At 69.5% G+C, this 11,894-nt stretch carries 8 protein-coding genes and 1 other RNA gene; 4 read left to right on the top strand and 5 right to left on the bottom strand.

Translation table 11 applies throughout. The features are described 5' to 3' along the window. Positions 1-29: 29 nt before the first annotated feature. Both ABD912_RS10150 and ABD912_RS10145 read right to left on the bottom strand, forming a co-directional pair. Positions 30-437, bottom strand: coding sequence for a DUF2568 domain-containing protein (locus tag ABD912_RS10150; protein WP_345150521.1), 408 nt, complete (start codon positions 435-437; stop codon positions 30-32). Further along, on the bottom strand, positions 434-1,192 hold the full coding sequence (locus ABD912_RS10145) for an AfsR/SARP family transcriptional regulator (RefSeq protein WP_345150518.1): 759 nt from the start codon (positions 1,190-1,192) through the stop codon (positions 434-436). Before ABD912_RS10145 ends, ABD912_RS10150 begins: the two co-directional genes overlap by 4 nt. Positions 1,193-1,513: 321 nt before the next feature. On the opposite strand from ABD912_RS10145, the gene ABD912_RS10140 reads away from it, so the two are divergent. From ABD912_RS10140 to ABD912_RS10125, 4 genes are all read left to right on the top strand, one after another. Continuing rightward, positions 1,514-2,845 (top strand): aspartate kinase, encoded by a 1,332-nt coding sequence (locus ABD912_RS10140; RefSeq protein WP_345150517.1) that lies wholly within the window; start codon positions 1,514-1,516, stop codon positions 2,843-2,845. A 230-nt stretch (positions 2,846-3,075) separates the two neighbouring features. Beyond that, positions 3,076-4,452 carry a diaminobutyrate--2-oxoglutarate transaminase family protein gene (locus ABD912_RS10135; RefSeq protein ID WP_345150516.1) on the top strand — a complete coding sequence of 459 codons (1,377 nt, stop codon included), beginning with the start codon at positions 3,076-3,078 and terminating at the stop codon, positions 4,450-4,452. Continuing rightward, positions 4,449-8,648 (top strand): Pls/PosA family non-ribosomal peptide synthetase, encoded by a 4,200-nt coding sequence (locus ABD912_RS10130; protein ID WP_345150515.1) that lies wholly within the window; start codon positions 4,449-4,451, stop codon positions 8,646-8,648. The genes ABD912_RS10135 and ABD912_RS10130 overlap by 4 nt, the downstream gene beginning before the upstream one ends. Before the next feature lie 183 nt (positions 8,649-8,831). Then, entirely contained in the window at positions 8,832-9,428 is a 597-nt protein-coding gene (locus ABD912_RS10125; RefSeq protein WP_345150514.1) for a matrixin family metalloprotease, read from the top strand. Positions 9,429-9,464: 36 nt separating this feature from the next. On the opposite strand, the gene ABD912_RS10120 is transcribed toward ABD912_RS10125, so the two are convergent. From ABD912_RS10120 to smpB, 3 genes are all read right to left on the bottom strand, one after another. Continuing rightward, positions 9,465-10,763, bottom strand: a complete 1,299-nt coding sequence (locus tag ABD912_RS10120; RefSeq protein WP_345150513.1) for a phosphoribosyltransferase — start codon at positions 10,761-10,763, stop codon at positions 9,465-9,467. Positions 10,764-10,922: 159 nt separating this feature from the next. Then, positions 10,923-11,291, bottom strand: a transfer-messenger RNA (tmRNA) gene (gene ssrA / locus ABD912_RS10115). 120 nt (positions 11,292-11,411) lie between these two features. Beyond that, positions 11,412-11,885: an SsrA-binding protein SmpB gene (smpB, locus tag ABD912_RS10110; protein WP_345150512.1), complete on the bottom strand. Its 474-nt coding sequence runs from the start codon at positions 11,883-11,885 to the stop codon at positions 11,412-11,414. Positions 11,886-11,894: the final 9 nt, after the last annotated feature.

Below are 11,894 nucleotides of genomic sequence, written 5' to 3'. Positions count from 1 at the left end.
AGGGCTGAGGGCCGGCCGAGGCGGTGGTGTCAGGCCCACTGGCTGCCGTCCCCGGCCCTGCCCACCGCGTAGGCCAGCACGATCTTGACCACGCCGAGCGCCGCCAGCCCCACCGCCCAGCCGATCAGTCCGACCGCCGCCAGGGCCACTGCGCCGACCCCGGCCAGCACACCGACGACCATCGGGTGGCCGGGCCACCTCACCCGGAACCGGGCCTTGGGCGACATGAACATCCCCCACAGGACAGCCAGCACGGCGACGGTCACCAGGACGGCGGCCACCGGGGCCTGCGGAAAGGACAGCAGGGCCCAGGTGGCAAAAGCGAAAAACAGCGCCACCTCCAGCACGAACGCCACCACCATGTTCAGGACCAGCAGCCCGGTCCTGCCGTCTCCAAGCTTGCCGGCTCCGACGCCGTTCCCGCCGCTTCCGCTCATGGCCCGTTCCTGTGGCCGGCCGACCTGAACGCCGGGTTGCGGGGGCGCTGCAGGGGGGCCATCAGCTCCGCCAGCCGGGAGGAGGGCTCCACCCCGAATTCGTCGCGCAGCCGGGCCCTGAACGCCTCGTAGCTGCGCAGGGCCTGCGCGATGTTGCCCTCGGACAGGTACGCCTCCAGCAGCAGCCGTTCGGCGCTCTCCCGCAGCGGGTCCACCCCGATTGCGCAGGCCGCCGCCTCCACGGCCAAGCCGGTTTCGCCGTGCACCAGGAACTGGGCGGCCAGGCGTTCCAGGGCCTTCACCCGCAGCTGCTGCCAGCGTTCCTGCTCAGCGGTGATCCAGTCCTCGTACCATCCGGAAAGCAGCTCGGCGTTGCGCAGGGTTTCGAGCATCTCGACCCGCTCCAGTTCATCCTGCGGGCCGTGGTTCGTTTGCAGGGCCTCCGCCTGGCGCCGGACGATGTGCACGTCGATCACCACGTTGGGGTCCAGGGCCAACGGATCGCGGCCCTCCACCAGCAGTCCCGGCAGCTGGTGGGACACCAGCCAGATGCTTTCCCGCAGGCTGCCGGTGGCTTGTTTCTCGGAACTGTTGGGCCAGAGCATGCCGGCCAGAAAAGACCTCGGTTGGCTGCCGTAAAGGGCAAGCACCGCGATCAGGCGCTGTTGCCGGTAGGTCACCCGGACCGGCCTCCGGTCCTGGAAGATCTCCCATCCCCCCAGCAAATGGACTTCCCAACTGCGGCTTACGGTCATGATCTCCGGCTCCCCCAAGGCAACGGCTCAGATCCACGACGGTCAGTTTCGGTGCAGCGTCCCCTCGCGACGCCGAAAACCAGTCGTTTCCCCAAGCTTGCCACTCGTGGCCGACGCAATAAACCCCTACGGTCGACGAATTCCCCGCCCCTGCCTCTCCGGCGGCTGTGACGGGCCAATAACGGGGCCGTAACGGCGTGGCGGGTGAACTGGTGAAGACACGATTTCGGCGGAGACAACCCGAAGGAGTTCACCAAAATGCATCACCGCACCGCAAGAGGAGAGGCGTGCCCGGATCTGCCCCGGTCGCTGCGCCCCTCCGTGTCACACACCACGCCGAAGCCTGAGGCGGCTTCCGGCGTCGTCGTCCAAAAATTCGGGGGATCTTCAGTGGCCACTCCCGAGGCGGTGCTCCGGGTCGCCCGGCGCATCATGGACACCCGCGCGGCCGGCTACCAGGTGGTCGTGGTGGTGTCCGCCATGGGCGACACCACCGACGACCTGCTGGACCTGGCCATCCAGGTCGCACCGAACCCGTCATCGCGCGAGCTGGACCTGCTGCTAACGGCTGGGGAACGGATCTCGGTGGCCCTGCTGGGCCTGGCCCTGGCCGGCATGGGCGCCGTCCCGCGGCCCTTCGCCGGGGCCGAAACCGGGCTGATCACCGACGAGGTCCACGGCAAGGCCCATGTGCTCGACGTCGACACCCGTCGCGTCCGCAGCGCGCTCGGGCGCGGCGAGATCCCCATCGTGGCCGGGTTCCAGGGGCGCAGCCACCGCACCCGGGAAATCACCACCCTGGGCCGCGGCGGATCGGACATCACCGCGATCGCCCTCGCCGCTGCGCTGCAGGCCAGCGTCTGCGAGATCTACACCGACGTCGACGGCGTGTACACGGCCGATCCGCGCGTCGTGCCCTCCGCGCGGAAGATCAACAGCATCTCCAGCGAGGGCATGCTGGAGCTCGCCGCGAGCGGGGCCAAGGTGCTGCACGTGCGCTGCGTCGAGTACGCCCGGCGGTTCGGGGTCACGCTGCACGTGCGTTCCTCGTTCTCGCAGCTGCCCGGAACCTTCGTGGTGCCCGATCCGCAGCGGGACGCCGCACCCGAGCAGCAGGCCACGCTGGAGGAGCCCATCATCGCCGGCATCACCACGGACCGCTCGGAGGCCAGGGTCACCATCAGCGGCATCCCGAACCTGCCCGGGGCCGCGGCCCTGCTGTTCGGGGCCGCCGAGCGCACGCAGGCCAGGCTCGACATGGTCGTCGAAGGCGCCGACCGCCGGCAGGGGGGCACCGAGCTGTCCTTCACCGTGCCCGCCTCCAGCGGCCAGGCCGTGCTGGATGCGCTCTTCCGGGAACGCGGACAGATCGGCTTCGGGACGATCGGCTACGACGACGGGATCGGCAAGATCTGCCTGAACGGGTTCGGCATCCGGCGCGATCCGGAGCTCTTCTACCGGTTCTGCAAGGCCTTGGCCGACGCCGGAGTGGAGCCGGAGCTGGTGTCCGTTTCCGAATTCCGGATCTGCGTGGTGGTCCGTGCCGAGGTGCTCGACGCGGCGGCCGCCGCGGTCCATCGGGCGTTCGGCAGGGAGGCGGTGGCGGCCTTCACCGCGCCGGACCTGGATCTGGTGGCGGGCCAGTTGGCCTAGCGTGAGGGGCAGGCCCTTTCGTGTCGACTTCGTCGCCACGAAAGGGACCCTGCTGCCCCGCCCTCGGCCGCCCGGCGGACCGGGTCGGCTCCCATCGGCAATAACGCCCGCGTAACGCACCGGTGACACCGGGCGTCGTCCAATGGGTCCGGGGACCAAGGATCATGCACTTTCGCACAAGTGCCCCCGGACCCACCCGGTGCGATTCCTGACCATAGGGGGAAACCATCTTGACCGCTCAACCAGCTTCGCGCGAATTCACCGCACCTTTCGTGGCGGGACCGCTCCCAGGACCCCGGTCGGCAGTGCTGCTGGCCCGCCAGCAGGAGCGCGAATCCAATGCCCGCACCTATCCGCGCCACCTGCCCATCGCCATCGACGAGGCCCACGGCTCCTTCGTCCGCGACATGGACGGCAACGTCTTCATCGATTGCCTGGCCGGGGCGGGCGTGCTCTCCCTCGGGCACAACCACCCGGAACTGATCGGCATCGCCGCCGAACAGCTGGGCAGGTTCACCCACGGCCTCGACTTCCCGACGCCCGCCAAGGAGGCGTTCATCGACGCCCAGCTATCCATGCTGCCGGCCGCGCTGCAGGACCGCATGAAGATCCATTTCTGCGGCCCCACCGGTGCCAACGCCGTGGACGCGGCCATCAAGCTGTGCAAGACGGCCACCGGGCGCGGGGACGTGGTCTCCTTCCAGGGCGGCTTCCACGGCAGCAGCGCCATGGGCATGGCCCTGACCGGGCTGGTCCAGCAGAAGGCGCCGGTGGCCAACGGCATGCCCGGGGTCCACTTCTTCCCGTACACCTACTGCAGTCGGTGCCCGCTGGGACTGACCAGGGACACCTGCTCTTCCAACTGCGTGGCCTACCTGGAGAACTCGCTCAAGGACGACCTCAGCGGAATGGCGCTGCCGGCGGCAGTGATCCTCGAGATGGTCCAGGGCGAGGGCGGCGTCATTCCCGCCACGCTGGAGTTCGTCCAGCGCGTGCGGGCGGTGACCCGGGAACTGGGCATCCCGCTGATCGTCGACGAGGTCCAGACCGGGTGCGGGCGCACCGGGACCTGGTTCGCGTTCGAGCAGTACGGCATCGAGCCGGACGTGATCGTCGCCTCGAAGGCGCTCAGCGGCATCGGCACCCCGGTCGCCGTGATCATCTACGACCGCTCGCTGGACAAGTGGGCGCCCGGAGCCCACACCGGAACGTTCCGCGGCAACCAGCTGGCCTTCGCGGCCGGCGCCGCGGCCGTCCGCATCGTCCGCCGCGACGGCATCCTGGAACAGGTCAAGGAAAGCGGCCGCCAGATCGAATCCCTGCTCAAGCCCCTCGAGGCGCTGCCCTGGGTCCGCGAAGTCCGCGGCCGCGGCATGATGTGGGGCATCGAGCTGCAGGACCCGGACACCGGGAAGACGGGTGGCGACCTGGCCCTCCGGGTCCAGGAGGAGGTCCTGCGCAAGGGCCTGATCCTGGAGACCGGCGGCCGCGGCGGCTGCGTCGTGCGCCTGCTGCCGCCGCTGAACACCACCGCGGACGTGGTGGAGCAGTTCTGCCGGATCCTGGTGGACACCGTGGCCACCCTCCGGAGGGAGCAGGCGGCATGACGGAACTTTCCGAAGGCCGTCCCCGGCACCGCGGCAGCGCGGCGCCGGGGACGGCCGGGAAACCCGCGGTCCGCAGGGCGGCGGCTCCCGGGCGGCACCGCCGCCCGGGAGCCGTTCCGGGTGGACGCAAGGCTCCGGTCGGCACCCTCCTGTCCGGTTCGCCGTCCATCGAGGGTGTGCGCTGGAGCCCCGACGAGCGCCTCGACGGGCTGTTCGAGGACCGCTGCGACGACTTGGCCGCGACGGGCCATGGGGATCGGCTGGCCGTGGACGGTGCCGCCCTCCCGCTGACCTACGCGCAGCTGGATGCGCGGGCCAACCAGCTCGCCCGCTACCTCATTGCCCGTGGCGTGCGCCCCGGCGACCGGCTGGCCCTGCTCTTCGACCAGCCGGTGCGTTCCTACGTCGCGCTGCTGGCCGTGCTGAAGGCACGGGCCGCGTTCGTGCCGCTGGACGTCGGGTTCCCCGATGACCGGCTGGCGTACATCGTTTCCGATGCCGGCGCCGGCTTCGTGCTGACCCTCTCCGCGCAGCGGGGTCGGGTCGCCGAGACCGGGGCACTGGTGGTCTGCCTCGACGAGGAGGACGCACAGGTCGCAGGCCAGGACCCGGGCCGGCTGGGTCCGGACGACCGCGGCGAGCCCGCGGACGAGCTGGCCTACATCATCTACACCTCAGGCTCCACCGGCCGTCCCAAGGGCGTGGCCGTGGAGCACCCGAGCATCTGCAACTTCGTCCGGGTCGCCGCGGAAACCTACGGCTATCTGCCCACCGACCGCGTCTACCAGGGCATGACCATCGCCTTCGACTTTTCGATGGAGGAGATCTGGGTGCCGTGGATGGTCGGGGCCACCCTGGTGCCCAAGCCCGGCGGCACCAGCCTGCTGGGCATGGACCTGGGCCAGTTCATCCGCGACCGGAACATCACCGCCATGTGCTGCGTCCCGACCCTGTTGGCCACCCTGGACGAGGACCTGCCGGGCCTGCGCTTCCTGCTGGTCTCCGGCGAGGCCTGCCCGCGCGACCTGGTGGTCCGCTGGCACCGGCCCGGGCGGCGCTTCCTGAACGTCTACGGACCCACCGAGGCCACCGTCACCGCGACCTGGGACGTGGTGCACCCGGACAAGCCGGTCACCCTGGGCACGCCGCTGCCCACCTACACGGCCGTCATCCTGGATGCGGACGACGCCCGGGCCCTGCCCCCGGGCGAGACGGGCGAGATCGGCATCGCCGGCATCGGCCTGGCCCGCGGCTACGTCAACCGGGACGACCTCACCGCCAAGGCCTTCATCCCCGACTTCCTCGGCATCGAAAACAACCCCTCAAGGCGCATCTACCGCACCGGGGACCTGGGCCGGTTCACCGAGGACGGCACCATCGAGTACCTGGGCCGGATCGACACCCAGGTCAAGATCCGCGGCTACCGCATCGAACTGACGGAGATCGAATCCGTGGTCCTGCAGCACCCGGGCATCGCCCAGGCCGTGGTGGACACCTACAAGCCGGCCCCCGGCGTCGTCGAACTCGTCGCCTACTACAGCCTGCGCCCAGGGGTCCGCGAGCTGGACCCGCGCGCGCTGCAGGAGCGCCTGCGCGAACGGCTGCCCTCCTACATGGTGCCGGCCTACCTGGAGCAGCTGGACAAGATCCCGATGCTGCCCAGCGACAAGGCCGACCGCAAGAACCTGCCCGTCCCGACCCGCCGGGCCTCGTTCGGCGACGGGGGCAACTACGAGCCGCCGGTCACCGAGACGGAGACCGCGCTGGCCGAGCAGCTGGCCCTGGTGCTGGGAGCGGAGCGGGTCTCCGCGGAGGCGCATTTCTTCAACGACCTGGGCGTGAATTCGCTGCTGCTGGCCAACTTCTCCGCGGCGGTCCGCCGCCAGACCACGCTGCCGCCGGTCGCGATCCAGGACACCTATCAGCATCCGAGCATCCGGCTGCTGGCCGCCGTCCTCGACGGCGCCGGGACGGCGAAGTCCACCCCCGAGGCCGGAGCCGGAAACTACACGCTCGAACCCCACCGGGTCGGCCCCGTGCAGTACGCCTTGTGCGGAGCCGCGCAGCTGGCGGCCTTCCTCGTCTACGGCTACTTCGCGGCCTGGCTGTTCCTCTTCGGCTACGACTGGGCCTCCGGCGCCACGGACTTCTGGGGCATCTGGGCCCGGTCGCTGGGCCTGGGGCTGGCGCTGTTCTTCATCATGGGCACGGTGCCCATCCTGCTCAAATGGATGCTGATCGGGCGCTGGAAGGAACAGGAGATCCCGATCTGGTCCCTGAAGTACCTGCGGTTCTGGTTCGTGCGGACGCTGCTGATGGCCAACCCCTTCCAGATGTTCGCCGGCACCCCGCTCTACCAGTTCTACCTGCGGGCCCTGGGGGCGAAGGTCGGCAAGCGGGTCACGTTCCTCTCCCCCGCCGCGGCCGTCTGCGCCGACCTGCTCACCATCGGGGACGACACCATCCTGCGCCGGGCCGTCGCCATCCGCTGCTACCGCGCCCGTGCCGGATGGCTGCAGCTGGGGCCGGTGACGCTGGGCAACGACGTCTTCGTCGGCGAGCGCACCGTCCTGGACATCCACACTTCCATGGGCGACGGATCCCAACTGGGGCACACCTCGTCCCTGCACTCGGGCCAGCACGTCCCGGCCGGCCAGTCCTGGCACGGGTCGCCGGCGCAGCCGACCGGCAGCAACTACCGGGTGGTTCCCCCGGCCCGGCTGACCACCCGCCGGCGCGTGTGGTACAGCATCTGGGTCATCGTGAACCGGCTGTTCCTCACGCTGCCCATCGGCATCGCCGTGCTGGTGACCTTCCTGCCGGACTACCTGGGCAGCGACCACCTGCACCTGGGCCAGCCGACGTTCTACCGGGATGCGCTGATCGCCTCCATCGTGCTGTTCTACGGCGGCCTGCTGCTCGGATTCGCGGCCGTGGTGTCCATCCCGCGGCTGCTGCACCTGCTGGTCAAGCCCGGCAGGGTGTACCCGCTCTACGGCCTCCACTACGGCCTGCAACGCATGATCGGCCGGCTGACCAACGTCCGGCTGTTCATGAACATCAGCGGAGACAGCTCGCTGGTGGTCCACTACCTGCGGGCCCTCGGCTACAAACAGCCCGGGCTGGTCCAGACCGGCTCGAACTTCGGCGTCGAGCTGACCCACGACAACCCGTACCTGACCACCATCGGCTCGGGCACCATGGTCTCCGACGGCCTGGGCATCAGCAACGTGGACTTCTCCAGCACCTCGCTGCGGACCTCGCCCACCGTCATCGGCGGCAAGAACTTCTTCGGCAACAACGTCGGCTACCCCGTCGGCGGCCGGACCGGGGAGAACTGCCTGTTCGGCACCAAGACCATGGTTCCGATCGATGGGCCGCTCCGCGAGAACATCGGCCTGCTCGGCTCCCCGCCGTTCGAGATCCCGCGCTCGGTGGAACGCGACAGCGCCTTCGACGACCTCAAGGCGGAGGAGGAACTGCGGCAGCGGCTGCCGGCGAAGAACCGGCACAACGCGGTGACCCTGATCATCTACCTGAACATCACCGTGTTCCGGCTCTTCATCGGGGTGGTGATGGCCGCCGTCGCGGCGGAGTACTTCCGCACCGTCGGGCCCCTCGCCATCCTGGTGCCGACGCTGGTGTTCCTGGTCTTCGACATCCTGCTCATGGTCCTGATCGAGCGGGCCTCGACCGGGTTCAGGCGCCTGGTTCCGACCTTCTGCTCCATCTACGACCTGCGCTTCTGGCGGCACGAACGGTTCTGGAAGATGATGGGCGGCAACCCGATCTTCCTGGCCGGTACCCCCTTCCGGTCGGTCGTGTGGCGGATGCTCGGCGTGCGTGTGGGCAGGCGTCTCTATGACGAGGGAATGGACATCCCGGAGAAGACCATCGTGACCATCGGCGACCACGCAACGATCAACGGCGGCACGATCATCCAGTGCCACTCGCTGGAGGACGGCGTCTTCAAGATGGACGGCACCACCGTTCGCAACGGCGTCACCCTCGGGGTCGGGGCGTTCATCCACTACGGCATCACCATGGAGGACGGCGCGGAAGTGGAAGGCGACTCCTTCCTGATGAAGGGCACCGAGGTGCCTCCCGGCGGACGCTACGGGGGCAACCCCGCCCGCCAGCTGCCCGCCCTGAAGCCTGCCCCCGCGGCAGTGCCGGCCGGCGGCGAGGGCCGGTAAAGCAAGCCGATGCGTGTCCGGGGGCCTGCGGTGGTGGGTGGCGACGGCGGATTCCGTGCCGTCGCCACCCACCACACTGACGCTCGTCGCCCGGGCACCCCTGGTCCTGTCCCCCGCCGCACTGTCCCCCACCACGCTGCCACCCGGCGCCCTGGATCCCGCCGCAGCCTCGCGTGGCTGGCGGTGGCGGGGGCGTTCCTGGTCCTGCCGCTGGCCGGTTGCACCGACCCCACCCCCACCGAGGCGCCGACGGAGTGCAGCGTGCCGGCCAGGTCCAGCCAGCGGGACCTTGATCCCGAGGACACTCCCGAGACACCGTGGCAAAAGGACGACGGGCAGGAACTGGTGGTCTACTTCGAGACGGGCGACCTCGAGGACCGCTATGCCGGGCTCTCCACGGCCGCCGTCGACTACTGGTCAGCAAGTCCGTGCATCCAGGCAGTGGCGGTGTCGGCCTGTCCGGACGATGCCAACTGCGTCGCCATGGTCGAGGAGGGCGATGCAGGCGATGACGGGGAGAGCGACGGCAGCTTCAGGGGCCGCGACCGGGGCACCTACCGCACCGGTGGACGGATCACCTTGCATACGGGACTGCTGGACCGTGCCAACGACAACGGGGCCATGGCCACGATCGTGCATGAGATGGGCCACGCCTTGGGCCTGGTCCACCGGCTGAATCGGCAGGACGTGATGAACGCCTATACCTCCGACGCCACCAACCCCCAGCCGGACGACATCAACTTCGTGAACCTCGCGGTCATCTACGGCACCCGGCACTGACCGGTCGTGCCCGGCCGATCGTACCCAGCCGAAGGGTCAGCTCCGCAGGTGCTCCACGAACCAGTCCCGGGCCAGGGAGGCGGCCTCGGCCAGCGTCCCGGGCTCCTCGAACAGGTGCGTTGCGCCCAGCACCACCGTCAGCCGGTTGGGGCAGGCCATCTGCGCCTGGGCCTGGCGGTTCAGGTCCAGGACGTATTCGTCGTGGCTGCCCACGATCATCAGCGTCGGGGCCCTAACCTCGCCCAGCCGGGGCGCGGCCAGGTCGACGCGGCCACCACGGGAGACCACGGCAGCGACCGTGGAGGCGGGATCGGCGGCCGCCAGCAGGGCCGCGCCGGCCCCCGTGCTGGCACCGAAGTAGCCCACGGCGCAGCCGCGGGTATCGGCGCGGGTGCCCAGCCAGGAGGTGACGGCCGCCAGCCGCTCGGCCAGCAGGCCGATGTCGAAGACGTTCGCGCGGTCTAGTTCCTCCTCCACGCTCAGCAGGTCCAGCAGCAGCGTGCCGAGGCCCGCCTCCTGGAGGACGGAGGCCACGTAGCGGTTGCGCGGACTGTGGCGGCTGCTGCCGCTGCCGTGGGCGAACACCACAACGGCGGTGGCGTTCGGCGGCACCTGCAGGTGGCCGGCCAGGACCACCTCTCCGACGGGGATTCCGACGTCCTCGTCCGCGTCGGGGCTGGCGGACTCGTCCTTGTCCCGGGGGGCCGCGGCCGCGTCGAGCAGCGCGACGACCTCCTCCTCGCTGGTCGGCGAGAAGTCGTTGTAGTGCATCCCGACGGCCATGAACTGGCGCGGCATCGACATCACCACGACCTCGTCCGCGCCCTCCGCGTGCTCGACGGCCTCAGGCGGGGCGACCGGGGCGGCGAGGACCACCCGCGCGGCGCCCAAGTGCCGGGCCACCTGGCAGGCGACGTTCGCCGTCGCGCCGGTGGCGATCCCGTCGTCGACCACCAGCGCGATCCGGCCGGCCAGGTCGATGCGTTCGCGGCCCTTCCGGAACCGCACGATCCGGTCCTCGAGGACGGCGCGCTCGCGCGCCTCGACCTGTTCGATCTCTTCCGTTGAAACGCCGGCGCGGGCAACGATGTGCCGGTTGAGCATTCGGGCGCCGTCCTCCCCGATGGCGCCCATGGCAACCTCCGGCTGGAAGGGCAGCCCCAGCTTGCGCACGACGATCACGTCCATCGGGGCCCCCAGCGCCTTGGCGACCTCGTACGCGACCGGGACGCCGCCGCGGGGCAACCCGAGGACGACGACGTCCTGCCCCCGCCAGTGCTCCAGGCGCCGCGCGAGTTGGCGTCCGGCTTCCCTGCGGTCGGCGAAAACGACCATGGCCTTCATCTCCCTGCTGCCGCGGCCGGGCCGTCCGGTGCCCTGGCGTTTTCCTTTGCCAGCATTGTCGCCCCGCCGGCGGCGGCCCGCCAGAGCGGCCGCGGAAACGACGGTCGTGGAAACGACGAAGGCCCCGCCGGTGGCGGGGCCTTCGTCAGTCGGTGGAGATGGGGGGAATTGAACCCCCGTCCGATGTGGTATTGCCAGGGCTTCTCCGGGCGCAGTTTGCGTTGGATTTTCTCGGCCCCAGACATCATGCAAACAAGTGTCTGATCCGGGCCCAGTTACCTAAAAGTCCCGGCCACCCCGGTAACCCAGGTGGCCAGCATTGGCTATCTAAATGACGTCAGGATCAGGGGCGATAGCAACCCCTGGCTGACGGACCGTCTGGCTACTTAGGCAGCGAGAGCGAAGTCAGTGCGCTTAGATTCGGCACTTATTGGTTTGCAGAGAGCGTTTACGAGATAACCCTGCATCCTCGGCCCGCTTCACCTGTCGCGACTCACATCGTCGAAACCGATCATCCCCGTATTTTGTTGCCAATGGGCCGCTTGCGCCGCCCACCCCCCGCAGCCTTCACCGCGGTACATCCATTCTAACCCATGGGGTCCGCAAATCATTCCCGGCCCTGCACCTGGACGTGCCGGCTCAGCCGCGCCGGTTGCGTTCGCGCATGGCGCGCAGGGCCTCGCGGTTGTCCTGCTTCTCGCGCAGCGTCTGGCGCTTGTCGTATTCCTTCTTGCCCTTGGCCACCGCGATCTCGAGCTTTGCGCGCCCGTCCTTGAAGTAGAGCTTCAGCGGGACGATCGTGAAGCCCGATTCCTGGAGGCGGCGTTCGATCTTGGCCAGCTCCGCCCGGTGCAGCAGCAGCTTGCGGCGGCGGCGGGCGGCGTGGTTGGTCCACGAGCCGTTGAGGTACTCGGGGATGTAGACGTTCTCGATGAACAGCTCGTCGCGGTAGAACTGGCCGAAGCCGTCAACCAGGGACGCCTTGCCCTCGCGCAGCGACTTCACCTCGGTGCCGCTGAGCACCATCCCCGCCTCGAAGGTGTCGAGGACGTGGTAGTCGTGGAGGGCCTTGCGGTTGGTCGCGACGACCTTTTCTCCGGTTTCCTTGGGCATCTGCCACCT

The organism is Arthrobacter ginkgonis (genome assembly GCF_039540195.1).
Lineage (GTDB): Bacteria > Actinomycetota > Actinomycetes > Actinomycetales > Micrococcaceae > Zafaria > Zafaria ginkgonis.
This window is presented reverse-complemented; position numbering and strand designations above follow the sequence as displayed.

What these genes read in the sequence shown, in the direction of transcription:
- ABD912_RS10120 (WP_345150513.1), bottom strand. Translation starts at nt 10,763, where the DNA reads ATGGTCGTTTTCGCCGACCGCAGGGAAGCCGGACGCCAACTCGCGCGG.
- ABD912_RS10150 (WP_345150521.1), bottom strand. Translation starts at nt 437, where the DNA reads ATGAGCGGAAGCGGCGGGAACGGCGTCGGAGCCGGCAAGCTTGGAGAC.
- smpB (WP_345150512.1), bottom strand. Translation starts at nt 11,885, where the DNA reads ATGCCCAAGGAAACCGGAGAAAAGGTCGTCGCGACCAACCGCAAGGCC.
- ABD912_RS10145 (WP_345150518.1), bottom strand. Translation starts at nt 1,192, where the DNA reads ATGACCGTAAGCCGCAGTTGGGAAGTCCATTTGCTGGGGGGATGGGAG.
- ABD912_RS10130 (WP_345150515.1), top strand. Translation starts at nt 4,449, where the DNA reads ATGACGGAACTTTCCGAAGGCCGTCCCCGGCACCGCGGCAGCGCGGCG.